At 70.2% G+C, this 24,500-nt stretch carries 25 protein-coding genes and 1 pseudogene; 20 read left to right on the top strand and 6 right to left on the bottom strand.

All coding sequences use genetic code 11. The features are described 5' to 3' along the window. The first annotated feature begins 15 nt into the window (after positions 1–15). The 3 genes from NVV95_RS08020 (at position 16) to NVV95_RS08010 (ending at position 3,136) form a co-directional block, all read left to right on the top strand. Positions 16–288 carry a mycoredoxin gene (locus NVV95_RS08020; RefSeq protein WP_259486024.1) on the top strand — a complete coding sequence of 91 codons (273 nt, stop codon included), beginning with the start codon at positions 16–18 and terminating at the stop codon, positions 286–288. Continuing rightward, the gene (gene ftsY / locus NVV95_RS08015; RefSeq protein ID WP_259486023.1) at positions 281–1,156 is read left to right on the top strand and encodes a signal recognition particle-docking protein FtsY; all 876 of its coding nucleotides are present in this window, start codon (positions 281–283) and stop codon (positions 1,154–1,156) included. The genes NVV95_RS08020 and ftsY overlap by 8 nt, the downstream gene beginning before the upstream one ends. A 69-nt stretch (positions 1,157–1,225) precedes the next feature. Then, entirely contained in the window at positions 1,226–3,136 is a 1,911-nt protein-coding gene (locus tag NVV95_RS08010; protein WP_310796066.1) for a cell wall-binding repeat-containing protein, read from the top strand. A 24-nt stretch (positions 3,137–3,160) separates the two neighbouring features. On the opposite strand, the gene NVV95_RS08005 is transcribed toward NVV95_RS08010, so the two are convergent. The 3 genes from NVV95_RS08005 to NVV95_RS07995 form a co-directional block, all read right to left on the bottom strand. Beyond that, entirely contained in the window at positions 3,161–3,874 is a 714-nt protein-coding gene (locus tag NVV95_RS08005; protein WP_259486022.1) for an alpha/beta fold hydrolase, read from the bottom strand. A 294-nt stretch (positions 3,875–4,168) separates the two neighbouring features. Further along, complete coding sequence (locus NVV95_RS08000) at positions 4,169–5,056, bottom strand: LLM class flavin-dependent oxidoreductase (RefSeq protein WP_259486021.1); 888 nt, start codon at positions 5,054–5,056, stop codon at positions 4,169–4,171. Positions 5,057–5,098: 42 nt separating this feature from the next. Continuing rightward, on the bottom strand, positions 5,099–6,472 hold the full coding sequence (locus tag NVV95_RS07995) for an MFS transporter (RefSeq protein ID WP_259486020.1): 1,374 nt from the start codon (positions 6,470–6,472) through the stop codon (positions 5,099–5,101). A gap of 130 nt (positions 6,473–6,602) precedes the next feature. Between NVV95_RS07995 and ffh the strand changes: the two genes are divergently transcribed. Next, a complete protein-coding gene (gene ffh / locus NVV95_RS07990) occupies positions 6,603–8,180 on the top strand; it encodes a signal recognition particle protein (RefSeq protein ID WP_259486019.1) in 1,578 nt (525 codons plus the stop codon). Between the two features lie 29 nt (positions 8,181–8,209). Then, a complete protein-coding gene (locus NVV95_RS07985; protein ID WP_259486018.1) occupies positions 8,210–9,019 on the top strand; it encodes an LLM class F420-dependent oxidoreductase in 810 nt (269 codons plus the stop codon). Between the two features lie 44 nt (positions 9,020–9,063). Here the strand turns inward: NVV95_RS07985 and NVV95_RS07980 are convergent, their stop codons facing one another. Next, the gene (locus NVV95_RS07980; protein WP_259486017.1) at positions 9,064–10,197 is read right to left on the bottom strand and encodes a glutamate--cysteine ligase; all 1,134 of its coding nucleotides are present in this window, start codon (positions 10,195–10,197) and stop codon (positions 9,064–9,066) included. Positions 10,198–10,374: 177 nt separating this feature from the next. On the opposite strand from NVV95_RS07980, the gene rpsP reads away from it, so the two are divergent. From rpsP to trmD, 4 genes are all read left to right on the top strand, one after another. After that, on the top strand, positions 10,375–10,842 hold the full coding sequence (gene rpsP / locus NVV95_RS07975) for a 30S ribosomal protein S16 (RefSeq protein ID WP_259486016.1): 468 nt from the start codon (positions 10,375–10,377) through the stop codon (positions 10,840–10,842). 2 nt (positions 10,843–10,844) lie between these two features. Beyond that, entirely contained in the window at positions 10,845–11,081 is a 237-nt protein-coding gene (locus tag NVV95_RS07970) for an RNA-binding protein (RefSeq protein WP_173183736.1), read from the top strand. A gap of 22 nt (positions 11,082–11,103) precedes the next feature. Beyond that, complete coding sequence (rimM, locus tag NVV95_RS07965) at positions 11,104–11,661, top strand: ribosome maturation factor RimM (RefSeq protein WP_259486015.1); 558 nt, start codon at positions 11,104–11,106, stop codon at positions 11,659–11,661. Positions 11,662–11,742: 81 nt separating this feature from the next. Then, the gene (gene trmD / locus NVV95_RS07960; protein WP_259486014.1) at positions 11,743–12,438 is read left to right on the top strand and encodes a tRNA (guanosine(37)-N1)-methyltransferase TrmD; all 696 of its coding nucleotides are present in this window, start codon (positions 11,743–11,745) and stop codon (positions 12,436–12,438) included. Positions 12,439–12,483: 45 nt separating this feature from the next. On the opposite strand, the gene map is transcribed toward trmD, so the two are convergent. Beyond that, complete coding sequence (gene map, locus NVV95_RS07955) at positions 12,484–13,254, bottom strand: type I methionyl aminopeptidase (protein ID WP_259486013.1); 771 nt, start codon at positions 13,252–13,254, stop codon at positions 12,484–12,486. A gap of 91 nt (positions 13,255–13,345) precedes the next feature. Between map and NVV95_RS07950 the strand changes: the two genes are divergently transcribed. The 10 genes from NVV95_RS07950 to NVV95_RS07905 all read left to right on the top strand — a co-directional run bounded on the left by NVV95_RS07950 (position 13,346) and on the right by NVV95_RS07905 (position 22,093). Further along, positions 13,346–13,882, top strand: a complete 537-nt coding sequence (locus NVV95_RS07950; protein ID WP_259486012.1) for a hypothetical protein — start codon at positions 13,346–13,348, stop codon at positions 13,880–13,882. Positions 13,883–14,069: 187 nt separating this feature from the next. Continuing rightward, a complete protein-coding gene (gene rplS, locus NVV95_RS07945; RefSeq protein WP_194678889.1) occupies positions 14,070–14,417 on the top strand; it encodes a 50S ribosomal protein L19 in 348 nt (115 codons plus the stop codon). A gap of 87 nt (positions 14,418–14,504) precedes the next feature. Continuing rightward, on the top strand, positions 14,505–15,380 hold the full coding sequence (gene lepB, locus NVV95_RS07940; RefSeq protein WP_259486011.1) for a signal peptidase I: 876 nt from the start codon (positions 14,505–14,507) through the stop codon (positions 15,378–15,380). Continuing rightward, positions 15,377–16,219 (top strand): ribonuclease HII, encoded by an 843-nt coding sequence (gene rnhB, locus NVV95_RS07935; RefSeq protein ID WP_310796058.1) that lies wholly within the window; start codon positions 15,377–15,379, stop codon positions 16,217–16,219. The genes lepB and rnhB overlap by 4 nt, the downstream gene beginning before the upstream one ends. Before the next feature lie 20 nt (positions 16,220–16,239). Further along, positions 16,240–16,563: a DUF2469 domain-containing protein gene (locus NVV95_RS07930; RefSeq protein WP_022898285.1), complete on the top strand. Its 324-nt coding sequence runs from the start codon at positions 16,240–16,242 to the stop codon at positions 16,561–16,563. Positions 16,564–16,683: 120 nt separating this feature from the next. Beyond that, positions 16,684–17,043 (top strand): YraN family protein, encoded by a 360-nt coding sequence (locus NVV95_RS07925; protein WP_259486010.1) that lies wholly within the window; start codon positions 16,684–16,686, stop codon positions 17,041–17,043. Further along, entirely contained in the window at positions 17,040–18,575 is a 1,536-nt protein-coding gene (locus tag NVV95_RS07920) for a YifB family Mg chelatase-like AAA ATPase (RefSeq protein ID WP_259486464.1), read from the top strand. The genes NVV95_RS07925 and NVV95_RS07920 overlap by 4 nt, the downstream gene beginning before the upstream one ends. Next, on the top strand, positions 18,572–20,053 hold the full coding sequence (gene dprA / locus NVV95_RS07915; protein WP_259486009.1) for a DNA-processing protein DprA: 1,482 nt from the start codon (positions 18,572–18,574) through the stop codon (positions 20,051–20,053). Before NVV95_RS07920 ends, dprA begins: the two co-directional genes overlap by 4 nt. 118 nt (positions 20,054–20,171) lie before the next feature. Beyond that, complete coding sequence (locus tag NVV95_RS07910) at positions 20,172–21,068, top strand: phosphodiesterase (RefSeq protein ID WP_259486008.1); 897 nt, start codon at positions 20,172–20,174, stop codon at positions 21,066–21,068. Between the two features lie 95 nt (positions 21,069–21,163). Then, on the top strand, positions 21,164–22,093 hold the full coding sequence (locus NVV95_RS07905; protein WP_259486007.1) for a tyrosine-type recombinase/integrase: 930 nt from the start codon (positions 21,164–21,166) through the stop codon (positions 22,091–22,093). A gap of 73 nt (positions 22,094–22,166) precedes the next feature. Here NVV95_RS07905 and NVV95_RS07900 read toward each other — a convergent pair. Continuing rightward, positions 22,167–22,637, bottom strand: a pseudogene (locus NVV95_RS07900) (murein hydrolase activator EnvC family protein); the annotation flags it as partial. Positions 22,638–22,823: 186 nt separating this feature from the next. Between NVV95_RS07900 and NVV95_RS07895 the strand changes: the two are divergent. Beyond that, entirely contained in the window at positions 22,824–24,308 is a 1,485-nt protein-coding gene (locus NVV95_RS07895) for a sugar porter family MFS transporter (RefSeq protein WP_259486006.1), read from the top strand. Positions 24,309–24,500: the final 192 nt, after the last annotated feature.

Below are 24,500 nucleotides of genomic sequence, written 5' to 3'. Positions count from 1 at the left end.
GCTTAAACTGATGCCATGAGCATCGCCTCGATCGACACCTACACGCCCGCCGCGGGTTCCGTCACCATGTTCTCCACCGGGTGGTGCGGGTACTGCAAGCGCCTGAAGAGCCAGCTCGACGCGCAGGGTATCGCCTACACCGAGGTGAACATCGAGGAGGTCGAGGGCACTGCTGAGCTGGTCGCCTCGGTCAACGGCGGCAACCAGACGGTGCCGACCCTGATCTTCCCCGACGGCTCGACGGCCACCAACCCGTCGGCGCGTGAGGTGTCCGAGCGCATTGGCTGATCGCACTCCCTGGTCGCTCTCGGGCGCCCTGCGCGGGATGTTCCAGAAGCGCACGATCGACGACGAGACCTGGGACGATCTCGAGACCGCGCTGCTGAAGGCCGACTTCGGTCCCACCGTCACCGAGCAGGTCGTCGACGAGTTGCGTGCCAACGTGCAGCGCTACAACACCACCGATCCCCGTGACCTGCAGCGGATGCTCCGCGAGACCATGGAGGAGCGCCTCTCCAAGTACGACCCGACCCTGAAGCTCACGGAGCGTCCGGCCGTCGTGCTCGTGGTGGGCGTCAACGGCGTGGGCAAGACCACCACCATCGGCAAGTTCGCCCGCTTCCTCAAGACCTATCAGCGCACCGTCGTGGTCGGAGCAGCCGACACCTTCCGCGCCGCCGCCGTCGAGCAGCTCGCCACCTGGGCCGAGCGCGCCGGCGCCGACATCGTGCGCCCGCAGCACGAGGGGCAGGATCCGGCTTCGGTCGCCTTCCAGACCATCGAGAGGGCCAAGGCGAACGGCACCGAGATCGTCATCATCGACACCGCTGGCCGATTGCAGACCAAGGGCGGTCTGATGGACGAGCTCGGCAAGATCCGCCGCGTGATCGAGAAGCAGGCGCCGGTGGCCGAGGTGCTGCTGGTGCTCGACGCCACCACGGGCCAGAACGGCCTCGCCCAGGCCGACGCGTTCATCCAGCACGCGGGAGTCACGGGCCTCGTCATCACCAAGCTCGACGGCTCGGCGAAGGCCGGCTTCGTGCTGGCCGTGCAGGAGAAGACGGGTATCCCGATCAAGCTGATCGGCCAAGGCGAGGGCATCAACGACCTCACGGGCTTCACGCCCCACGTCTTCGCGCAGAACCTCGTCGGCTAGGTCATTGAAAGCGACAGAAGCTCATATTTGAGGTAGCATCGAAGTGTGAAACCTCTTCTGCGGGCCGCGATGTCCTCCACCCTCGCTGTGGCGCTGCTGCTGGGCGGCACGGCGGCAGCGGTCGCCGCCGAGGAGTCGGCGCGGTCGGGCGCTCGCTTCACCGTTCTCGACACCGTCGAGCCCGGCAGCGATGAGCTCTATGCTCTGGCGATCGATAACGCGGCTCGTAAAGCCTTCGTGCTCGACAATCGCAATCGGATGGTGCGGGCCTATGACATCGCGGCGGGCAAGCTCACCCCAGCGGGTACCGTGATCGTCGGAACGAAAGACGGGTGGGTGAATGGACTCGCGCTGAACGAGACCACCCACGAGGTCTACGTCGTGGACAGCTCGTCCGGAACCGACGAGATCGTGGTCGTCGACTCCACGAGGATGGCTGTCGCGTCTCGCGTCCCGACCGGCGGCCGTGGCGCGACGAGTTTGGCGGTCGACGAGAAGTCGCGCAGGGTCGTTGTGGCGAATGTGTCGCCGAGCAACGTGACCATGGTGGACCTCGACGACAGATCGACTCAGAGCGTGGCTACCGGGGTACGTCCTCGAGAGCTCACCATCGACCCGGCGACACAGGTGGTCTATGTCGCGAACTCCGACGATTCGTCCATCGACGCCATCAAGCCGGATGGATCCTGGACCAGGACGCCTCTTGAGGGCGCTCCTTCCCTCGTTCGGATCATCGACGGACAGCTCGCGGTGGCTGATCGTGCGCCGTTCGGGTTCCGCCTCGAGATGTTCGACCCGGCGACCATGACGCGCACGGCGGTGTCGGAATCGTTCGCGAGCCCGATGTCGGACATTGTCGGAGACCCGGGACGGAACGTCGTCTACGTCGTCAATGCCGCCTTCGAGGCGGCGGGCATAGTCGCGCTTCGTAGCGATACTCTCGCGACCCTCGGATCGGGGCCGGTCGACTACTTCAGTGACATGGTTCTCGACGGGGCAAGTCATCGACTCGTCGGACTGCAGAACAGTGTCTCGTCGAAGGTCGTGCTTGTCGAACCGACGCTCAGTCCGTTCCCGGCGGTGGATCGGGTGGGGGGTGCGGATCGGTTCGCGGTGGCGGCGGGGGTGTCGCGAGACACGTTCGAGTCGGGGGCGGCAGCGGTGGCGTATGTGGCGTCGGGGGAGGTGTTTGCGGATGCGTTGAGCGGGGCCGCCGCGGCGGGGCTCGAGGGTGGGCCGGTGCTGTTGACGCGGCGGGACGAGCTGCCGCAGGCGACGGTGGAGGAACTGCGGCGATTGCGCCCGGGACGGGTCGTGGTGCTCGGCGGTACCGCGGCCGTGAGTGCCGGCGTGGAGAAGGCTCTGGGCGAATTCGGGTCGGTGTCGCGGATCGGTGGGGTTGATCGGTTCGCGGTTTCGGCGGCGATCTCGGCGAAGGCGTTCCCAAGTGGGGCGACGTATGCGTATCTGGCGTCGGGGGAGACATTCCCGGATGCGCTGTCGGCGTCGCCGTTGACGGGGCGGGAGCCGGGGCCGGTGCTGCTGACGCAGAAGGGCACGCTGCCCGCTGCGGTGGGGGCGGAGATCGGGCGGTCGAAGGCGCAGTACGTGTACGTGATGGGCGGGGAGCAGGCGGTCAGCGCCGCCGTGGTCGCGGAGGTGTCGAAGATCGCGACGGTCATCCGTGTCGATGGGCCGGACCGGTTCGCGGTGTCGGCGGCGGCGTCGAAACGGTCGTTCCGGCCACACACGTACACCGTGTACGTGGCGTCGGGGCAGGCGTTCCCGGACGCGCTGGCCGGTGGCCCGGCGGCGATCGTGGCGGGTTCGCCGGTGCTGCTGGTCACGAAGGACGGCATCCCGGCGCCGATCGCGGCCGAGCTGGAGCGGCTGTCGCCGTATCGGATCGTGCTGCTGGGTGGCCCGAACGCGGTGTCCGACGCGGTGGAGACCCAGCTCGAGAGCTACTTGCCGGATTGAATCGATGGGGCGGCGGGATGCGGCTCAGGCAGGGTGGCGGGCTAGGAAGTCGGTGATCGCCGGGAGGGCGCCCGGGTGGCGCGGGGTGTCGGCGTGGGTGGCGCCGTCGAGGAGCGTCAGCTCGGCCGCCGGGAACAGTGCCTGCACGTGCTCGGCGGCGCGGAGACGCGGGCGGTCGCGGGTGCCGGCGAGCAGCAGGAGCGGCATCGGGAAGGCGCGGATCGCCTCGTCGGGCACGGTTGCCTGGCGTTCGGTCTCGCGCATGTAGGCGGCCAGGGCCGGGGCGTCGTTCGCGAGGAACGCCGTGCGGGTGATCGGGTCGACCGGTGACCCGGTCGCGCGCTGCCACTCGGCGAGGAAGCCCTCCATGCCGCCGCGCTCGAGCGCGCTGATGCTGCCGTCGAAGAAGACGCGGTCGAAGGTGCCTGCACCGGTGCCCGGGGCGCCGGCGACACTGATGAAGCTCGCCAGGCGGTCGGGGTGGGAGGCGGAGAGCGAGAAGCCGACGCGTGCGCCAAGGGAGTAGCCGAGGTAGTGCGCGCGGGCGATGCCGAGGGCGTCGAGCACGGCGACGACGTCGTCGACGAAGCGGCCCATGTCGTAGGCGGCGGCGTCGTGCGGCTTGGCGCTGCGGCCGTGGCCGCGGAGGTCGAGCGTGACGACGGCGCGGGTGGGCGCGAACGCCTTCAGGTAGCCGAAGCCGCGCCAGATCGCCTGCGACAGGGCCGTGCCGTGCACGAGCACGATCGGCAGGGCCGCGTCGGCAGCAATGGCGGCTCCGGCAGGGTGGGCTGAATCGACAGCGTGGGCAGACCGGGCAGAGTGGGCCGCATCGGCAGCGTTGGCCGCGTGGGCCGAATCGGCTGCCCCAGGCGAGTGGGCCGCGTCGACAGGGTCGGCCCCGTGGGCCATTTCGGCCGCGCGGGCGTCGCCGCCGTCCGGGACTCCCGGGTGCGCACCCGTAGGCACCAGGTGCCGGTACGCGATGCGAGCGCCGTCCTGGGGATTGGTCGCGAACTCCACCCCTCCACGCTACCCGTGGGCGGCGAAGCGGGAGGCCGCCTCGACCAAGACCTCCTCGCGTCCGGCGTAGATGCCCGACTCGCGGGGCCAGTGGCTGACCACGTCGGTGAAGCCGAGCTCCGCCGCCCGCCCGGTGAGCTCCTCGAACGCGTCCATGCTCGAGAGTGAGTAGGTGCCGCCGCTGTCGAGCGACAGGTGACGTGAGAGAGACGAGGGGTCGCGTCCTGCTGCCGAAAGGGCGTCGTCGAGGCGGCTGCACTGCTCCTCGACGGAGGCCCACCACGATGAACCGGTGGCCCCGTCGCGCCCGGTAGTCACCCAGCCCTGACCGAAGCGGGCCACCAGCGCCAGACCCTTCGGCCCGTTGCCCCCGATCACGAAGGGGGCGCGCGGTTGCTGCGACGGGGAGCCGACCATCCGAGCATCCTGAGCCGTGTAGAAGGACCCGGTCGCCGAGACACCGCCCGAACCGGGGGTCTCGAAGCGCAGCAACTCGTCGAGCAGCGCGACGAACTCGGTGAAGCGCTCCTGCCGCGCGCGCGGCGGCAGCACCTCGGCGCCGAGCACGGTGGCGTCGAAGCCGGTGCCGCCCGAACCGAGGCCGACGGTCAGCCGCCCGCCCGAGAGCTCGTCGAGCGCGGCGAGCTCCTTCGCGAACGGCACGGGGTGCCGGTAGTTGGGCGACGCCACGAAGGTGCCCAGCCGGATGCGCGACGTCACCACCGCGGCTGCCGCCAGCGTGGGCACGGTCGCGCCCCAGGGCTCGTCGGCGAGCGACCGCCACGAGAGATGGTCGTAGGTGTAGGCGCTGTCGAAGCCCAGCTCCTCCGCGAGCTGCCAGCGGCGCCGCATCTCGGGCCACGGGTACTGGGGCAGGACGACGATTCCGTGGCGCATACGACCACTCAAGCAGACCCCACCGACAGCGGCGAGAAGCACTCACCCCCGCCGCGCGTCCGCCTCGTCGAGCGACAGATCCTCCGCCAGCTCCTCCCGCGGCCTGACCGCCCGGAACGACCCGGTCGCCGTCACGGCCGCGGCCATCCGGTCGCCCTCGCCGTACACCACCCGCAGCCGCGACCCCAGCCCGTGCCCCAGGCGACGGATGCGCGCCCGGCGGTACACCGCCAGCCACACCACCCCGGCGGCGAACGCCGCGAACCCCGCGACGGCGGCCACCCCGAGCCCCCACCGCGGCCCGAGCGTGTTCGACACGGCCCCGATCAGCGGAGCCCCGATCGGCGTGCCGCCCATCAGAATGGCCATGTACAGCGCCATCACCCGCCCGCGCATCAGCGGGTCGGTGCTCGTCTGAACGGTTCCGTTGGCGGTGGTGATCATCACCTGGCCGGCGAAGCCGATCAGCACGATCGCCAAACCGAACAGCACGAGCGAGGGCGCCAGGGCCGCGGCGACGGCGGCCACCGCGAAGATGCCGCACGAGATGAACACCAGCCGCATCCGGGGCTTGTCCCGGCTCGCCGAGAGCAGCGCCCCGGCCACCGAGCCGACCGCCATCACCGAGGTCAGGATGCCGAAGCCCGCCGAGTCCAGGCCGAAGGTGACGGTCGCCATGGTCGAGGTGAAGATCTGGTAGTTGAAGCCGAACGTGCCCATGATGAACACCACCGCGAACACGATCAGCAGATCGGGCCGCCGCCTGACGTAGCGGAATCCCTCGAGCAGCTGCCCCTTGGCCCGCGGTGCCCGCGGAACCTGCACGAGGCGGTCGCGACGGATGGCGACGAGCGAGGCGAGCACCGCCGCGAACGTGATGGCGTTCAGCAGGAAGACCCAGCCCGCGCCGATGCCGGCGACCAGCAGTCCCGCGACGGCCGGGCCGATCGTGCGGGCGGCGTTGAACGAGGCCGAGTTCAGGGCGACGGCGTTGCCGAGATTCGGGCCGGCCACGAGGTCGGAGACGAAGGTCTGGCGCACCGGGGCGTCGACCGCGGCGGCGACGCCGAGCAGCAGGGCGAAGAGGTAGACGATCCAGAGCTGGGCGAGGCCGGCGAGCACGATGACGCCGAGCCCGGCGCCCAGCAGCCCCATGGCGAGCTGCGTCACCATCAGGGTGCGACGGCGGTCGAGCCGGTCGGCGATCAGCCCCGAGAAGGGCACCAGCAGCAGCTGGGGGAGGAACTGCAGCGCGGTCGTGATGCCGAGGGCGACGGCGTCGTGGTCGCTCAGCTCGGTCAGGACGATCCAGTCCTGCGCGGTGCGCTGCATCCAGGTGCCGACGTTCGAGACGAGGGCGCCGGCGAACCAGATGCGGTAGTCGATGCTGGCCAGGGAACGGAACATCGCGCTCATGCGTCCCCCTTCCGTCGACCAACTATTTATTTTACGTTAACCAGTTGCACGACGGCTGAGAAGGGCGCCGGGCGGCGTTCGCCCTGAGCGCGCGTCGGCCGCGCGGCGGAGCGGTTAAACTAGGCGCACGATGGCTACTTTTGGAAATCTCTCGGACAGGCTCGCCGAAACCTTCAAGAACCTCCGCACGAAGGGCAAGCTGAGCCCGGCCGACGTCGACAGCACCGTGCGTGAGATCCGGCGCGCCCTGCTCGACGCCGACGTCGCGCTCGAGGTCGTCAAGGAGTTCACCGGCAAGGTGCGCGAGCGCGCCCTCGGCGACGAGGTCAACCGGGCGCTGAACCCCGCTCAGCAGGTCGTGCAGATCGTCAACGAGGAGCTCGTGCAGATCCTCGGCGGGCAGCAGCGCCGCCTCGAGTTCGCGAAGAAGCCGCCGACCGTCATCATGCTCGCCGGCCTCCAGGGTGCCGGTAAGACGACGCTCGCGGGCAAGCTCGCGCGCTGGCTCGCCAAGGAGAACCACACCCCGATCCTCGTCGCGGCCGACCTCCAGCGCCCCAACGCGGTGAACCAGCTGCAGATCGTCGGCGGCCAGGCCGGCGTGCCGGTCTACGCCCCCGAGCCCGGCAACGGTGTCGGCAACCCGGTGCGCGTGGCGAAGGACTCGATCAAGTACGCGATCGACAAGCAGTACGACACGGTCATCATCGACACCGCCGGTCGCCTCGGTGTCGACGCCGAGATGATGAAGCAGGCCGCCGACATCCGCAAGGCCGTCGACCCCGACGAGGTGCTGTTCGTCATCGACGCGATGATCGGTCAGGACGCCGTGGCCACGGCCCGCGCCTTCCAGGACGGCGTGGACTTCACCGGTGTCGTGCTCACGAAGCTCGACGGCGACGCCCGAGGCGGTGCCGCGCTCTCGGTGGCCTCGGTCACCGGCCGACCCATCATCTTCGCCTCCACGGGCGAGACGCTCGACGCCTTCGAGCCCTTCCACCCCGACCGGATGGCCTCGCGCATCCTGGATCTCGGTGACATCCTCTCGCTGATCGAGCAGGCGCAGGGCGCCTTCGACGAGGAGGAGGCCCGCAAGGTCGCCGAGAAGTTCGCGACCGACAGCTTCACGCTCGACGACTTCCTGAAGCAGATGCAGCAGCTGCGCAACGTCGGCTCGATCAAGAAGATGATGAGCATGCTGCCCGGCGCCGGCGGCCTGAAGGAGCAGCTCGACAACTTCGACGAGAAGGAGATCGTGCGCACCGAGGCGATCATCCAGTCGATGACCAAGGCCGAGCGCACCAACCCGAAGCTGCTGAACGGCTCGCGGCGCCTGCGCATCGCCCGCGGTTCGGGCATGACCGTCACCGACGTGAACCAGCTCGTGCAGCGCTTCGAGCAGGCCTCGAAGATGATGAAGACGGTCGCCAAGGGCGGAGTGCCGAACGTCCCGGGCATGGGCCCCATCCCGGGTGCCGGCTTCGGCGGTGGGCGCGGGAAGGCGCAGGCCAAGAAGAAGAGTGGATCGCGTTCGGGCAACCCCGCGAAGCGCGCCGCCGAGAACGCGGCGCGAGCCACCGGCGAGAAGCCGGCCATCGCGGCCGGCTCGGGCGGCGGTGCAGGATTCGGTCTCGGCTCGAAGGGTCCGAAGGGTGAGCAGAACCCGAGCCCCGAGGAGCTCGAGGCCCTGCAGCGCTTCCTCCGCTAGGCGGCCCGCGAGGTGCCTATGCTGGCACCATGACGACCACCTCCCGCCCTGTGCGCGTCGGCGTGCAGATCGCTCCGCAGCACGCCTCCTACGCCACCATCCGCGACACCCTCGCCGAGCTCGAAGACCTCGGCGTCGACATCGCCTTCAACTGGGATCACTTCTACCCGCTCTCGGGCGAGCCCGACGGGCTGCACTTCGAGGGCTGGACGATGCTCGCCGCCTGGGCCGAGCAGACCACCCGCATCGAGTTCGGCCCGCTGGTCACCTGCAACAGCTACCGCAACCCCGACCTGCTGGCCGACATGGCCCGCACCGTCGACCACATCAGCGCGCACGACGGCGACACCGGCCGGCTGATCTTCGGCATCGGCTCGGGCTGGTTCGAGCGCGACTACGACGAGTACGGCTACGAGTTCGGCACGGCCGGCCAGCGGCTGGATGCGCTGTCGGAGGCCCTGCCCCGCATCGAGGCGCGCTGGGCGAAGCTCAATCCGGCGCCCACCCGCGACATCCCGGTGCTGATCGGCGGCGGCGGAGAGAAGAAGACCCTCCGCATCGTCGCCCAGCACGCCGACATCTGGCACTCCTTCGCCGACACCGAGACGCTCGAGCGCAAGCTCGGCATCCTCGGCGAGTGGTGCGAGAAGGTCGAGCGTCCGATGTCCGAGATCGAGATCTCGGTCGGCACCCGCGGTGCCCGGGGCGACGCGCTGCCCGACATGGACCGGCAGCTCGAGCTTGGCGTCACGCTGTTCACGCTCGGCATCACCGCACCCGAGCTCGACATGCAGGGCGTGCGCGAGCTGATCGCCTGGCGCGACTCGGTCACGAGCTGATCGCCTGGCGCGACTCGGTCACGAGCTAGCGGGCGGGCGGATGCTCAGGCGAGCCCGTGCCGCAGCTCCCGCGTGAGCGACGCCACGACCGCCTTGAGGCTCCCGCCGTTCGCCTCGGCGACCCGCAACTGCCGCTGGTAGCTCGCGCCGTGCTCGAGGATCAGGTTCACCTGATCCAGCTCCGCCGCGCATCCGAGCCGCTCGGCGACCGGGGCGAGCCGCTCGAGCTCGCCGGCCACTGCCTCGGTCACTAGCTGCTCGTCGCCGGCGGAGTTCAGGATGATCTCGGCGTCCATGCCGTAGCGGGCGGCCCGCCACTTGTTCTCGCGCACGTACCAGGGCTGCATCGTCGGCAGCTCCTCCCCGGCGTCGAGGCGCGCCGACATGTCGTCGACGAGGCACTGGATGAGTGCCGCCACCGCCCCGATCTCCTCGGGGCTCGACAGCCCGTCGCAGGCGCGCATCTCGACCGTGCCCCACTGCGGGCTCGGCCGGATGTCCCAGCGCACCTCCGTGTGATCGCTGATTACCCCGGTGCGCAGCAGATCGTCGACGTACTCCTCGTAGTTCGCCCACGAGCCGAACTGGTAGGGCAGCCCCGCCGTCGGCAGCTGCTGGAACATCAGCGCCCGGTTCGAGGCGTAGCCGGTGTTCACGCCGCCCCAGAACGGGCTCGAGGCGCTGAGGGCCTGCAGGTGCGGGTAGTAGTTGAGCAGCGAGTTCACGATCGGCAGCGCCTTGTCGCGGTCGTCGATGCCGACATGCACGTGGATGCCCCAGATCATCATGTTCCGGCCCCACCACTGGGTGCGGTCGATCAGCTTGTGGTAGCGCTCCTTGTCGGTGACGGTCTGGTCGAACCACTGCCCGAACGGGTGCGACCCGGCGCACATCACCTCGACGTCGAGGGAATCGGTGATGGCGCGCACCTCGGCCAGCTGGCCCTGCAGGTCGGCGACCGCATCCGCCACCCGGTGGTGCACCCCGCTGACGAGCTCGACCGTGTTGAGCAGCAGTTCGCCGGTGATCTGCGGATGCTCCGCACCGTCGTCCTGGCGGAGCGCCTCGAGCACATCGGCGGCCACCGACACCAGATCTCCTGAGCTCTGCTCGACCAGCGCGACCTCCCATTCGATGCCGAGGGTCGATCGCTCCGAGGGGGCGAAGGAGATCTCCATGCAGCTGCCTTTCCAGAATTACCGCTTTGGGCGCGATATCTGTCAGAATAGCCAGTCGAGTCTGCCCCCGCCCGACCCTCTAATCAGGCGGAGTGGATTCCCTCAGAGCTTGTGCCGAGTGTGCCCCCACGCTCACGGCCCCCAGTTCGCCCACCTCATAGATCACACAGGAGAATTGTGGCTGTCAAAATCCGTCTGAAGCGTCTCGGCAAGATCCGTGCGCCCTACTACCGCATCGTCGTCGCCGACTCGCGCACCAAGCGCGACGGTCGCGTCATCGAGGAGATCGGTCTGTACCACCCGACCGAGGAGCCCTCGGTCATCAAGGTCGACTCCGAGCGTGCCCAGTACTGGCTCGGCGTCGGCGCCCAGCCCACCGAGCAGGTCGCCGCGCTGCTGAAGCTCACCGGCGACTGGGGCAAGTTCAAGGGCGACAAGGACGCGGTCTCCACCGTGCGCGTCAAGGGCGAGAAGGAAGCCTTCGTCGCCGACGAGAAGAAGAAGCCCGTGCTGAAGCCGAAGGCCGCTGAGCCCAAGGCCGTCGAGGCCGAGGCCGCCGCTGACGCCGAGGCCGCCGCCGCGACCGACGCCGAGGCCAACGAGGTCGCCGTCGAAGCGGCCGAAGACGCTGCGGACAAGGCCTGACCTTGCTCGCTCCTGCTCTCGAGCACCTCGTCAAGGGGATCGTCGACAACCCGGGCGACGTCCGGGTCATCACGAAGAGCTCACCACGTGGCGAGGTCCTCGAGGTTCGTGTGAACCCCGATGACCTCGGCCGCGTGATCGGCCGTTCCGGTCGCACCGCCAAGGCGCTGCGCACCCTCGTCACCGCTCTGGCCGACGGCCGGCGCGTTCGTGTAGACGTGGTGGACACCGATTACTGAGAACAGCAAGACCCAACTCCGGGTGGGTCGACTCACGAAGGCCCACGGGCTCAAGGGCGCGATCAAGCTGGAGCTGTTCACCGACGACCCGGAACGACGCTTCGTTCCGGGCGCGGTGTTCACGCTCCAGGTGCCGACCTCGTCGCCCTGGCACGGCAAGACCCTGGAGCTCTCCGAACTCCGCCTCTACAACGGGCATCCGGTGGGATTCTTCAAGGGCGTCTCCGACCGCACGGCGGCCGAGGGCCTGGTCAAGGCCATCCTCTGGATCGACCTCGACGAGGCCGACGCCGTCTCGACCGAGCCCGACGCCTGGTACGACCACCAACTGGTGGGCCTCCGCGTCGAGCGTGACGGCGCGCAGATCGGCACGGTCAAGCTCGTCGAGCACATGCCGGCGCAAGACCTGTTGATCGTCAAGACGACCGAGGGCACCGAGGTCATGGTGCCGTTCGTCAAGGCGATCGTTCCGTCGGTCGACCTGGCCGCGGGTGTGGTCACGGTCACGCCGCCGACCGGGCTCTTCGAGGAGCTGCCCGAGGACGACGAGCCGTCGGCACCCGAGGCCGACGCGAAGTAACGCAAGCCACACGAGGACCGACCCGCATGCGGTGTCGGTCCTCGTCGTTCTTGGCGATGTCCGCGCGCCTAGGCTTAGGGGATGCGCATCGACGTCGTCACGATCTTCCCCGAGTTCTTCGACGTGCTCGATATCTCGCTGCTCGGCAAGGCGCGGCGCACCGGCATCCTCGAGGTCGTGCCGCACAACCTGCGCGACTTCACCCATGACCGTCACCGCACGGTCGACGACACGCCCTACGGCGGCGGCGCGGGCATGGTCATGAAGCCGGAGCCCTGGGGTGAGGCCCTCGACGAGGTGCTGCCCGAGCATCCGGATGCCCGGCCCGTCGTCATCTTCCCCTCGCCGGCCGGCACGGTGTTCACGCAGGCCATGGCCCGCGAACTGGCCGGCCGCGACCACCTCGTGTTCGGCTGCGGCCGCTACGAGGGCATCGACCAGCGCGTGTTCGACCACGCCGCGACCCGCGCCGAGGTGCGGCTCGTCTCGATCGGCGACTACGTGCTGAACGGGGGAGAGGTGGCCGTGATGGCGATGATCGAGGCCATCGGCCGGCTCATCCCGGGTGTCGTGGGCAACCCAGAGAGCCTGGTCGAGGAGTCGCACGAGGACGGCCTGCTCGAGTACCCGAGCTACACCAAGCCCGCCTCCTGGCGCGGCCTCGACGTGCCGCCGGTGCTGATGAGCGGCAACCACAAGGCGGTCGACACCTGGCGGCGCGAGCAGCAGCTCGAGCGCACGCGGCGGGTGCGGCCCGACCTGCTGCCGCCGGCGTAGCCGCTCTTTCGCGGGCCTGCGGGTGGGGGTGACGGATGCTCGCCCCTACGCCCGCGCGGTGAGCACGAGCGGCCCGTCCTCCGTGATGGCAACGGTGTGCTCCATGTGGGCGCCGTTCGAGCCGTCGGCCGAGCGGAGGGTCCAGCCGTCCTTGTCGGTGTAGATCTTGTCGGTGCCCTCGAGGAACCACGGCTCGATCGCGATCACGAGTCCGGCGCGCAGCGGCAGCCCGCGGCCGGCGCGGCCCTGGTTCGGCACGTGCGGGTCGCCGTGCATGGTGCGGCCGACACCGTGGCCGCCGAAGTCGGTGTTGACGCCATAGCCGGCCGCCGTGGCGACCGCGCCGATCGCGGCCGAGATGTCGCCGAGCCGATTGCCGGGCTTCGCCTCGGCGATGCCGGCGGCGAGGGCCGCGGTGGTGACTTCGATCAGCGTGGTGTCGGCCGCCGACTTGGGCGTGCCGACGACGACGGACAGCGCCGAGTCGGCCACCCAGCCGTTCACCGAGGCGGCGAAATCGAGGCTCAGCAGATCGCCGTCGCGGAGCGCGTAGTCGTGCGGGAGCCCGTGCAGCACGGCGTCGTTGACGCTCGTGCAGAGCACCTTGCCGAACGGAGAGGCGCCGAACGAGGGGTGGTAGTCGATGTAGCACGACTCGGCACCGCGGGAGCGGATCAGCTCGTGCGCGATCTGGTCGAGCTTCAGCAGGTTCGTGCCGACGGTGGCGCGTTTGGCGAGCTCGGTGAGCACCTCGGCGACGAAGGCGCCGGCCGGACGCATCTGCTCGATCTCGGCGGGGGTCTTCAGCTCGATCATGCGGGGTCCTTCCGGGCGGTGATTGCGTTCATAGAGACCCTACCCACCGGGATCACAGCGAACATCCGGAGTGGCTGCATACTCTGGAGCCGTGTTCATCCGACGGGCCTTCTTCTACTGGCAGTTCCCCGCTGCGGTGATCCTCCCCGCCTGGATCCTGGTGGGCTGGGGTGTCTTCGCCGCCACCGGCTGGCAGATCCTCGGGCTGATCGTCGGCGTGATGATGCTCACGGTCGGCATGCTCGCCGTCGCGGGCGTCACCTCGGCGCGAAAAGACGTTCGCGCCGAGAAGGCCGTCTCGTGGCTCGACGTGCTGCTGCTCACCGTGCTGCACGCGCTCGTCATCGTCGTCGGCTTCTTCACCGACTACACGGCGCTGCTGGGCACTCTCGCCGTCGTGGCGCTGATCGCGCTGTTCTGGGTCGGCATCGTCGAGCTGATCGTCGAGACCCGCAAGCGCGTGCGGGCGACCCTCGCGGCCTTCGAGGCGCAGGCCGCCCGGGCGCAGATGCCGCGCACGCCGTCGGGCTCCGGTGCGGGTGCTCCCGGTTCCGTGCGGGCGCCTCGCGTCGACGGCGAGTACATCGTGATCGAGACGTCCGACCGGGGAGCGTCGCCCCGCGCCTGACGGCGGGCTTTGCGAGCATCCGTTCGCGTGTGCCCGACTTTGCGGGCAACTGCTCGCGTGTGCCACAATGGACGCTTGTGCCGCGGCCCGGCTCTGCCACAGGGGAGCCACCATCAAGCAGGCACACATCATCTACTGACACCGAAGCCGTAGTCGACCTGTGGCGGGTACAGATTGCGAACACATCATGCACATCCTCGACTCCGTCGATGCAGCATCGCTCAAGAGCGACATCCCCGACTTCCGTGCCGGCGACACCGTCAAGGTGCACGTGAACATCATCGAAGGCACGCGCTCGCGCATCCAGGTCTTCCAGGGCGTCGTCATCGCCCGCAAGAACGAGGGCGTCCGCGAGACCTTCACGGTCCGCAAGGTCAGCTTCCAGGTCGGCGTCGAGCGCACCTTCCCCGTGCACTCCCCGGTCATCGACCACATCGAGATCGTCACCCGCGGTGACGTGCGTCGCGCGAAGCTGTACTACCTGCGCAACCTCCGTGGCAAGAAGGCCAAGATCAAGGAGAAGCGCTTCGCGTAAGCTGCGCATTCTCTGCGTGGGCCCGGCCCGCTGAGAGCTATCCTGAGCTCCCGACCACTACAGTGGTTCGGGAGCTCAGGCGGTTAAATGACAGACACATCAGTGCCCTCGCACGAACCACGCGAAGACACCGCCGGGGGGCGGGAATCCGGTTCGAGGTCGGGGCGATCTCGCAGCGCGTGGCTGTTCGCCCGCGACCTGCTCATCATCTTCGTGATCGCGCTGCTGGCGTCGGTGCTGATCAAGACGTTCCTCGTGCGGTCGTTCTACATCCCGTCGGGGTCGATGGAGAACACGCTGCAGGTCGACGACCGCATCCTCGTGAACCAGCTCGAGCCGAACCTCATCCCCATCACCCGGGGCGACGTCGTCGTCTTCAAAGACCCGGGCGGCTGGCTGATGCCCACCGTCGAGCAGCCGAAGAACCCGCTCGCCGCCGCCGTCGACTGGGTGCTCGAGGGCGTCGGTCTCGCGGCCGACGACGCGAACGACCACCTCATCAAGCGGGTCATCGGGCTGCCCGGCGACCACGTCGTCTGCTGCAACGCGCTCGGGCAGATGGAGGTCAACGACATCCCGCTCGACGAGAACTCCTACCTCAAGCTGCCCGACGGCGTCTCGGCCGTGTCGCAGGAGCCGTTCGACATCACCGTTCCGGCCGACTCGCTCTGGGTGATGGGCGACAATCGCTACAACTCCGCCGACTCGCGGTTCAATCAGGACAAGCCGGGCAAGGGGTTCGTGCCCGAGGCCAACGTGGTGGGGCGGGCGGTGCTCGTGACCTGGCCGATCGACCACTGGGGGTGGCTCGACAACCACGGGAGCGTGTTCGACGGGATCCCGTCGCGGGAGGAGTCGGCGAAGCCGCTTGCGGCGCTGTCATCTCCGGCTCTTTCATACCCGGCTCTTTCGTCCGGTGGGGGTGCTGTTGCGGCGCCCGCGCTGCCGGGAGCGGGGCGATGAGTCCGGTCGCTGATCCCACGCTTCGGTTCGAGCGCGAGATCGCGGGCTTGGTGAAGCCTCGGCGGCGCACTGCCGGGTCCCCGGTTCAGGATGCTCCTGCCGACGCCACTCCGCACAGCGGTCTGATCATCGGGTGCGACGAGGTCGGGCGCGGTGCGCTCGCGGGGCCGGTCGGTGTCGGCGTGAGCGTGATCGACATCCGTGTGACCAAGTCGGTGCCCAAGGGGCTGCGCGACTCGAAGATGCTCTCCGAGCCGCGCCGTGAGGAGCTCGCACCCATCGCCCGGGCCTGGAGCCTCGCGCACGCCGTCGGCTACGCCTCGGCCGAGGAGATCGACACGCTCGGCATCAGCGCCTGCCTCGGGCTCGCCGGCCGGCGAGCGCTGTCGTCGCTGCTGGCCGATGGGGTCGACGTCTCGGCGGCCACGATCATCCTCGACGGGCAGTGGGACTGGCTGAGCGCCTCGGCTCCGGTTCCGGTGACGGTGCGCACACGCATCAAGGCCGACCGCGACTGCGCCTCGGTCGCCGCGGCGTCGGTGATCTCGAAGGTCGCGCGGGACCGGATGATGATCGAGCACTCGGGCGAGCATCCGGCCTACGGCTGGGAACGGAACAAGGGCTACGCCAGCGAGGAGCACCGGGACGCGATCGTGTCGCTCGGGGCGACGGCGCTGCACCGGCACACCTGGCTGTCGCGGATCGTCGGGTCGACGGAGCTGTTCGACCTCGCGGCGCTGTCGGCGCTGGAGGCGGCACCCGACGTGCGCGGGGAGACGTCCCGGTCGCGTCCAGGCGTGGGCGGGCATCCGGAACCCGGCGTCGAACCGGTCGCGTAGCCGCCTAGACTGGAACCACGATGGACGAAGACGAATTCGAGGACTACGACCGGGAGGTCGAGCTCGCCCTCTACCGCGAGTATCGAGACGTGGTCTCGCAGTTCAAGTACGTGATCGAGACCGAGCGCCGCTTCTACCTCGCCAACGAGGTCGAGCTGGCCCGCCGCGACACGGAGCACGACTTCTACTTCGAGCTCACGATGAACGACGTGTGGGTGTGGGACGTGTACCGTTCCGACCGGTTCGTGAAGTCGGTGCGGGTGCTGACGTTCAAGGACGTGAACGTCGAGGAGCTGTCGAGCAAGGACTTCGAGCTGCCCAAGGAGCTCGCGCTCGACGAGTAGGGTTTCGCTCCCGCCAGCGCCTCTTCTGCACTTCTGCCCTTTCCGGTGATCTCTCCACAGATCCCCGACTGAGGCCCTGCCTTCTGCTGCATTTCCGCACCCTTGGTCGCGGAGGTACACATGAAGGCGAAAGACGAACTGGGCCGCCGCGGTGAGGGCGTCGCGGCCGAACACCTGACCACGATCGGCATGCAAGTCGTGCAGCGCAACTGGCGCTGCCCGGTCGGCGAGATCGACATCGTGGCGAGCGACGGGCCGACACTCGTCGTCGTCGAGGTGAAGACGCGAACGTCCGAGGCCTACGGGCATCCGTTCGAGGCCGTCACCTCGGCGAAGCTGCGGCGACTGCATCTGCTCGCCGCGGCCTACATCGCCTCGGTCCATCCGGGGCGGCGCGTGCCGTTCCGCATCGACGTGATCGGGGTCGTCTGGCCGACCCACGGCGAACCGAGCGTGCAGCACCTCCGGGAGGTGCACTGATGGTGGCGCGAACGCTGTCCGTGGCGCTGCTCGGACTGAGTGGCGCGGTCGTCGAGGTCGAGGCCCACATCGCCGACGCCATACCGGGGTTCCAGCTGATCGGTCTTCCGGATGCGGCGCTCTCCGACGCGAAGGACCGGGTACGCGCCGCAGCCGCCAACGACGGCTGCGCGCTCCCCGCGAAGAAGATCGTCGTCAACCTCTCGCCGGCGTCGCTGCCGAAGCAGGGGTCGACCTACGACCTCGCCATCGCCGTGGCCGTGCTCGCCGCCGAGGGGGTCATCCCGGCGGCGGCGATCGGGTCGGTGGTGCATCTCGGCGAGCTGAGCCTAGACGGTCGGGTGCGGCCGATGCAGGGCGCGCTCCCGGCGATCGTCGCGGCCCGGGCCGCGGGGTACCGGCGCTTCGTCGTGCCGGCCGGCAACGCGGCCGAGGCGCTGCTCGTGCCCGACGTCGAGATCGTCACGGTCGCATCGCTGCGGGACGCCCTGATCCACCACGGAGCGCAGCTCGAGCCGAGCTCGGTCGACCCGCTGACGCTCCCGGCCGCTGCGGCGCCGCCTGCGCCGGAGGGAGACCTCGCCGACGTCGTGGGCAACGCCGACGCCGTCGAGGCGCTCGTGGTGGCGGCGGCCGGCGGCCACCACCTGCTGATGCTGGGCCCGCCCGGCGCTGGCAAGACGATGCTCGCCCAGCGGCTGCCGGCCCTCCTGCCCGACCTCGACGCCGAGCAGTCGCTCGTCGTCACCTCGGTCTCGTCGCTCGCGGGCCGACCCCTGAACGGCCTGATCACCCGCCCGCCGCTCGAGAGCCCCCACCACACCTCGTCGGCGGCAGCGCTGGTCGGCGGCGGCTCGAAGGTCATCCGGCCGGGTGCCGCGGCGCGGGCCGCCCACGGCATCCTGTTCCTCGACGAGGCGCCGGAGTTCCCGTCGTCGGTGCTCGACGCCCTGCGCCAGCCCCTCGAGTCCGGCACGATCGTCATCCACCGTGCGAGCACCACGGCGCGCTTCCCGGGCCGCTTCCAGCTCGTCCTGGCCGCGAACCCGTGCCCCTGCGGCCAGTACGGCGCCGGAGACGTGCCCTGCACCTGCTCGCCGCTGTCGCGCCGCCGCTACCTCGGCCGCCTCTCGGGCCCCCTGCTCGACCGCGTCGACCTGCAGCTGCGCGTCAACCGCGTCACCACCTCAGCGGTGCGGATGACCGACGACGACCTCCCGCGCACCACCACCGCCTCGGCCCGCTCCCGCGTCGAGAACGCCCGCGCCGTCGCCCGCGCGCGCCTGGCCTCGACACCGTGGAAGACGAACGCCGAGGTCCCCGGCGCCTGGCTCCGCTCCCGCCCCCGCCGTCTGGCTCCGGCCACCTCGGCGCCCATCGACCGCGCCCTCGAACGCGGCACCCTCACGATGCGCGGCTACGATCGCGTGCTCCGCGTGGCATGGACGCTCGCCGACCTCGACGCCGTCCCGTCCCCGACGCCCGACCACGTCGGCTGGGCGCTCTTCCTCCGGAAGTCGGTTTCGGCATGATGCTCTTCGGGCTCGACCGGTCGCTCGTCCTGTCGCTGGCCCGTGCGGTCGCGGTGCCGGAGTCGCGCGGCGGGAGTTCGCGGCCCGTTCCGACTGCTCCCACCACGCTCGATGGCGACGACTACGGGGCCGGCGAGCTGTTCGCGGCGGCGGCCTGGTCGGGCATCGCCGAGCCGGGCGATTCGATGGCGGGGCTCGTCGTGGCGGTGCTTGGCGGTGCCCGCGCGCTCACCATGCTCATCGACAAAGCCGAACCCTCGCGGTGGCTCGACGAGCTCCACTCACCCGACGCAGCAGACCCGAGCCGGGGTGAGGTCGAAGCGGTTTCGATCGAGACGATGACGGCAGCGCTCGAACGCTGGCGCCCGCGCGTGGCCTCGAGGGCCGTCGTCGCGTCGTTGCAGACGGCGGCGCGCTTCGAAGCGCGTCTGCTCACGCCGAATCACCCGCTCTGGCCCGCGGGCTGCCGCGATCTTGACCTGCACGCACCCCACGCCCTGTGGGTGCGGGGGAGCGTCCGCGCCGTGGACCATTCCGGTGGCTCGGTCGCCATCGTGGGGTCGCGCGACGCCACGAACTATGGCGAGCACGTCGCCATGGAGCTGTCCGCCGGGGTGAGCGACCGCGGCTTCTCGGTCGTATCCGGCGGCGCGTACGGCATCGATGGGATGGCGCACCGCGCGGCGCTCGTCAGCGGCGGCACGACCGTCGCGTTCCTCGCCGGCGGCGTCGACCGCCTCTACCCGGCGGCCCACCACGACCTGCTCCTCCGCATCGCCGCCCGGGGCGCCCTGGTCTCCGAGCTGCCGTGCGGCGCCTCACCCACGAAATGGCGCTTCTTGCAGCGCAACCGGCTGATCGCCGCGCTCACCCGGGCCACCGTCGTCGTCGAGGCGGGCCACCGCTCGGGCTCCCTCAACACCGCAGGCCACGCCGCCGCCCTCGGACGCCCCCTCGGCGCCGTGCCCGGCCCCGTCACGAGCGTCACCTCGGCGGGCTGCCACCGCCTCCTCCGCGAGTACGACGCCACCTGCGTCACCTCCCCGGCCGAGGTCGTCGAACTCGTCCTCGGCCCCACGGCCGACCGCCCCGCCCTCTTCGAGCTCCCGCCCGGTCCCGCGGCGATCCAGCTCGCCACCGACGTGGCCGCCCCAGCCCGATCGCCCCGGATCGGAAGATCAAATCTCGACGCGCCGCGGCCGACGACGTCCGGGGCGACGGATGACGCCCTCACCCCGACCGTCGAGCATCGGCCACCGTTGGAGACCTCCTCGGGTGACGTCGCAGCTCCACCGGCCGACGACGGCACGGCGGTGCGCGTGCTCGACGCGCTCACTCGGCGGTCGCGCCGCACCCCGAGTGACGTCGCCGCCCGCGCCGGCCTGTCCGTGCGGGCAGTCGAGGCCGCGCTCGGCATCCTGCTGCTCGAGGGCCGCGTCGAGGAGACCGAGACCGGCTGGCGCCGCGCGCGCGCCTGACACCGCGCTCGGTACATCACGGACGGCACCGATGGTGCCGCAGCCGTGCTGGCGTCGCTGCCCAACCTTGGCGAGGACGGGGGAGGCGCGGGGCGGGTGGGGCTGGGAGGATGGGGGCATGGGTCAGTACGGGGTGCCTGGGCACACGATCGTTCATATCAGCGACACGCATTTTCTGGCGGGGGAGAGGGCGCTGTACGGGGCCGTCGACACCGATGCGGGGCTGACGCAGGCGCTGCGGCAGTTGGAGGCCTCGGGGATGCGGCCCGAGCTGTTCGTCTTCACCGGGGACATCGCCGATCTGGGGGAGGAGGACGCGTATCGGCGGATCCGGGGGATCGTCGAGCCGGCCGCCGAGCGGTTGGGGGCGCAGGTGCTGTGGGTGATGGGCAACCATGACGACCGGGCGCGGCTGCGCGTCGAGCTGCTGGACGAGGCGGCGGCGACGGAGCCGGTGGTGGCGAGCATCCGGCTGGGCGGGCTGCGGGTGATCGCGCTCGACACGAGCGTGCCCGGGTACCACCACGGCGAGCTGGCGGCCGAGCAGCTGGACTGGCTGCGGGGCGAGCTTGCCGAGCCGGCGCCCGAGGGGACCGTGCTCGCGCTGCACCACCCGCCGATCCCGACGACGATCCCGCTGATGCCGATCCTCGAGCTGCAGCGGCAGGACGAGCTCGCCCGCGTGATCGAGGGCAGTGACGTGCGGGCGGTACTCGGGGGGCATCTGCACTATTCGACGCACAGTGTGTTCGCCGGGGTGCCGGTGTCGGTGGCGGCGGCCACCTGCTACACGATGGACATGCTCGCGCCGCGCGGCCGGCTCGTGGGGCTCGGCGGCGGGCAGTCGTTCTCGATCGTGCAGGTGTACGACGACCGGATCGTGCACTCGATGGTTCCGGTGGGGGAGTTCCCGGTTGTGTCCGGGTTCGACAACGCGTTCGTGGAGCGCATGGCCGAGCTGCCCGCCGACGAGCAGCTCGAGGCCTTCTCGAAGCACGTCGCCCCGCCCGCCTGACACAGCCGGCGCCGGCCGTAAGGTGGCGCGTGGTGATCGCGTGCAGGCGGCGTGGGGTGGGTGGCCCGAGCATGGGGCGGGGGCATGCTGGGGGGATGGTCGGGATCGGCGAGGCGCGGGAGGCGTATGCGCGGTATCTGCGGCTCGAGCGGGGGTACTCCGAGCACACGGTGCGGGCGTACGGGGCCGATCTGGGGGATCTGGAGCGGTTCGCGGGGGCGCGCGGCGTCGACGACGTCGAGGGGCTCGACCTCGAGGTGTACCGCGACTGGCTGTGGGAGGCCTCGCAGCGGGAGCTCGCCAAGGCAACGCTCGCGCGGCGGGCCGCGACCGCCAAGACGTTCTCGGCGTGGCTGCGGCAGACCGGACAGACAGAGGTCGACACCGCGGTGCGGCTGCGAGCTCCCAAGCCCGACCGGTCGCTGCCGCGGGTGCTGAGCGACGACTCGATGGGCGGGGTGCTGCAGGCGCTGCAGGAGCGCGCCGCCGAGGGTGAGCCCGGGACGCTGCGGGATGTCGCCGTGGTCGAGCTGCTGTACGCGTCGGCGCTGCGGGTGTCCGAGCTCGTGGGCATCGACGTCGACGATCTCGATCTCGATCGCCGCACGGTGCGCGTCGTGGGCAAGGGCTCGAAGGAGCGCATCGTGCCGTTCGGGCGACCGGCCCAGCTCGCCCTGACCGACTACCTGGCGCGGGCGCGGAAGCCGTTGATGAAGCGCGGCAGCACGCAGGGAACGCAGGGCACACGAGGCGCCCTGTTCCTCGGCGCGCGAGGGGGCCGGCTCGGTACGAGAGCCGTGTACCAGCTCGTGGCGGCCCTGCTCGAGACCGTGCCGGGGAGCGGGCCAGCCGGCCCCCACGCCCTGCGCCACACGGCGGCGACGCACCTGCTCGACGGGGGCGCCGACCTCCGCGCTGTGCAGGAGATGCTCGGCCACGCCAGCCTCGGGACGACCCAGATCTACACCCACGTGAGTGTCGAGCGGCTGCGCGAGTCGTACCGGGCGGCCCACCCCCGGGCGTGAAGCGGGCCGGGAGGGACGTAGGCAGCAGCACCGCGCGGGGGATGCCTCCGAGGAGCAGTCGCGGGTTGACGTAGTCGCCCGCGATCCGTACGCCGAGGTGCAGGCAGTGCGATCCGCAGTGCCCGCCTGAAGAGACCGCGCCGAGGGGCTGGCCGCGCGTGACGCGGGAGCCGACGGCGAGGTCGGGGGCCGCGGCGACCGGTTCGAGGGACGAGCGGAGGGAGTCGCCGTGGTCGAGGGCGACGAGCATCCGGTCGCCCACCGTGCCCGCGAAAGCCACCACCCCGTCGGCGGGGGCCAGCACCGTGACGCCGGGTGACGCCGAGAGGTCGAGGCCGCGGTGTCCGGCACCGTAGCGGTGGGTCGGCGCCACGAACTCGGCCGTCACCGCATGATCCACGAGCGGCCACGCCCAGCGTGCAGCCAAAGCAGGCCCAGGCGGCCCGAGCGCAGGCGGCCCGAGCAAAGGCGGCCCGAGCACGGGCGGCCCGAGCACGGGAAGCAGGGCGAGGACGAGCAGCAGAGCGACCGACGGCAGGGGCATGCCGAGCATCCTGAACCCCGGCACGCACGACGCACCAGACTCCACCCCACCCCTGCAGAAAGAGGAACCCCCTACGACAGCTGTGCAGGAGTAGACGCCAAGCCGCCCGAACCGTGCCAGGATCGAAAGGCGGGTCACGTCGGACGAAGGCGTCCGACACCCGATTGGTGCGAGGGAGTGTGTGCGATGAGCAATCAGAAGACCGACGATCACGCGACCGAGAGGAAGCTCCGCCGCAAGGTGATCGCCTTGTCGATCGCCGCAGCCCTCGGCGGGTTCCTGTTCGGCTTCGACTCCTCCGTCATCAACGGAGCGGTGAAGGCGATCGAGGAGGACTTCGACCTCGGCAGCCTGCCGCTGCTCAGCGGCTTCACGGTGGCGAGCGCCCTGCTCGGCTGCGCGATCGGCGCCTACTTCGCGGGTCGCATCGCCGACCGCATCGGTCGCATCCCGGTAATGCTCATCGGCGCCGGCCTCTTCCTCGTCTCCTCGATCGGCTCGGGCTTCGCCTTCGCGGTCTGGGATCTCATCGCCTGGCGCGTCATCGGCGGCCTCGGCATCGGCATCGCGAGCGTGATCGCACCGGCGTACATCGCCGAGATCGCGCCGAAGGCGGTGCGCGGCGCCCTCGGCAGCCTGCAGCAGCTCGCGATCACGCTCGGCATCTTCGCCGCCCTGCTCTCCGACACCCTGCTGCAGGGTGCGGCGGGCGGCGCGAACGAGCCGCTCTGGTTCGGCCAGGACGCCTGGCGCTGGATGTTCATCGTCTGCGCCATCCCCGCCATCGTCTACGGCGTGCTGGCCTGGCGCCTGCCCGAGTCGCCGCGCTACCTCGCCGGCAAGGGGCGCCGGGACGAGGCCCGCAAGGTCATCGCCAGCGTCGCTCCTGCGGCCGAGGTCGACGGCGCGCTCGAGGAGATCGAGACGTCGCTCCGCGAGGACAAGGAGAACGCCCGCACCGCCAGCCTCCGCGGCAAGATGTTCGGCCTGCTGCCCGTGGTCTGGGTCGGCATCCTGCTGTCGACGTTCCAGCAGCTGGTCGGCATCAACGTGATCTTCTACTACAGCACCAGCCTGTGGAGCTCGGTCGGTTTCGACACCTCGAACTCGAGCACCAGCTTCACGATCTCGGTCGTGACGAGCATCATCAACGTGCTGGTGACCTTCGTGGCCATCTTCTTCGTCGACAAGGTCGGCCGCCGCCCGCTGCTGCTCACCGGTTCGGCGGGCATGGCGGTGTCGCTCGGCGTGATGGCGCTCGCGTTCTCGCAGGCGGTCGTGACCGACGGCGGCACCCCGCAGCTTCCCGGGGCCTGGGGCCCGATCGCCCTGGTGGGCGCGAACCTGTTCGTCATCTTCTTCGGCGCCACCTGGGGCCCGATCGTGTGGGTGCTGCTCGGCGAGATCTTCCCGAACCGCATCCGCGGCAAGGCTCTCGGCATCGCCGCGGCCGCTCAGTGGCTGACGAACTTCGCCATCACCGAGACCTTCCCCGCGCTGTCGAGCTTCTCGCTGGCGTTCACCTACGGGCTCTACACCTTCTTCGCGCTGGTGAGCTTCTTCTTCGTGTTCTTCGCCGTGCCCGAGACGAAGGGCCGCTCGCTCGAGAGCATGGACAGCCTGAAGGTCGTGCGGAAGAACAGCAAGCAGGCGGTCGACGCCCAGTCGTAGGCGCCGCACCGGGTGATATAGTTCTCGGAGCACCCCGCTCGTCGGGGTGACTTCGCGTGCCCTCGAGGCAGCAGCATCCGATCGGTCCCACCGTGAACACCCCACCGTGAACACGGGCGGGCCGGATGCGCGCCGGGCACCAGGATCCACGGCCATCGTCGTGGAGCAAACCGAGAACAGAAGGAGTACGGC

The sequence above is a fragment of the Herbiconiux gentiana genome (genome assembly GCF_024978135.1).
Classification (GTDB): domain Bacteria; phylum Actinomycetota; class Actinomycetes; order Actinomycetales; family Microbacteriaceae; genus Herbiconiux; species Herbiconiux gentiana.
This window is presented reverse-complemented; position numbering and strand designations above follow the sequence as displayed.

Excerpts from the sequence above, each read along its gene's own strand:
- NVV95_RS08020 (WP_259486024.1), top strand. The coding sequence starts at position 16 with ATGAGCATCGCCTCGATCGACACCTACACGCCCGCCGCGGGTTCCGTC.
- NVV95_RS08010 (WP_310796066.1), top strand. The coding sequence starts at position 1,226 with ATGTCCTCCACCCTCGCTGTGGCGCTGCTGCTGGGCGGCACGGCGGCA.
- NVV95_RS08000 (WP_259486021.1), bottom strand. The coding sequence starts at position 5,056 with ATGCGCCACGGAATCGTCGTCCTGCCCCAGTACCCGTGGCCCGAGATG.
- NVV95_RS07995 (WP_259486020.1), bottom strand. The coding sequence starts at position 6,472 with ATGAGCGCGATGTTCCGTTCCCTGGCCAGCATCGACTACCGCATCTGG.
- ffh (WP_259486019.1), top strand. The coding sequence starts at position 6,603 with ATGGCTACTTTTGGAAATCTCTCGGACAGGCTCGCCGAAACCTTCAAG.
- NVV95_RS07985 (WP_259486018.1), top strand. The coding sequence starts at position 8,210 with ATGACGACCACCTCCCGCCCTGTGCGCGTCGGCGTGCAGATCGCTCCG.
- NVV95_RS07980 (WP_259486017.1), bottom strand. The coding sequence starts at position 10,197 with ATGGAGATCTCCTTCGCCCCCTCGGAGCGATCGACCCTCGGCATCGAA.
- trmD (WP_259486014.1), top strand. The coding sequence starts at position 11,743 with ATGCGCATCGACGTCGTCACGATCTTCCCCGAGTTCTTCGACGTGCTC.
- map (WP_259486013.1), bottom strand. The coding sequence starts at position 13,254 with ATGATCGAGCTGAAGACCCCCGCCGAGATCGAGCAGATGCGTCCGGCC.
- rplS (WP_194678889.1), top strand. The coding sequence starts at position 14,070 with ATGCACATCCTCGACTCCGTCGATGCAGCATCGCTCAAGAGCGACATC.
- lepB (WP_259486011.1), top strand. The coding sequence starts at position 14,505 with ATGACAGACACATCAGTGCCCTCGCACGAACCACGCGAAGACACCGCC.
- rnhB (WP_310796058.1), top strand. The coding sequence starts at position 15,377 with ATGAGTCCGGTCGCTGATCCCACGCTTCGGTTCGAGCGCGAGATCGCG.
- NVV95_RS07930 (WP_022898285.1), top strand. The coding sequence starts at position 16,240 with ATGGACGAAGACGAATTCGAGGACTACGACCGGGAGGTCGAGCTCGCC.
- NVV95_RS07925 (WP_259486010.1), top strand. The coding sequence starts at position 16,684 with ATGAAGGCGAAAGACGAACTGGGCCGCCGCGGTGAGGGCGTCGCGGCC.
- dprA (WP_259486009.1), top strand. The coding sequence starts at position 18,572 with ATGATGCTCTTCGGGCTCGACCGGTCGCTCGTCCTGTCGCTGGCCCGT.
- NVV95_RS07910 (WP_259486008.1), top strand. The coding sequence starts at position 20,172 with ATGGGTCAGTACGGGGTGCCTGGGCACACGATCGTTCATATCAGCGAC.
- NVV95_RS07905 (WP_259486007.1), top strand. The coding sequence starts at position 21,164 with ATGGTCGGGATCGGCGAGGCGCGGGAGGCGTATGCGCGGTATCTGCGG.
- NVV95_RS07895 (WP_259486006.1), top strand. The coding sequence starts at position 22,824 with ATGAGCAATCAGAAGACCGACGATCACGCGACCGAGAGGAAGCTCCGC.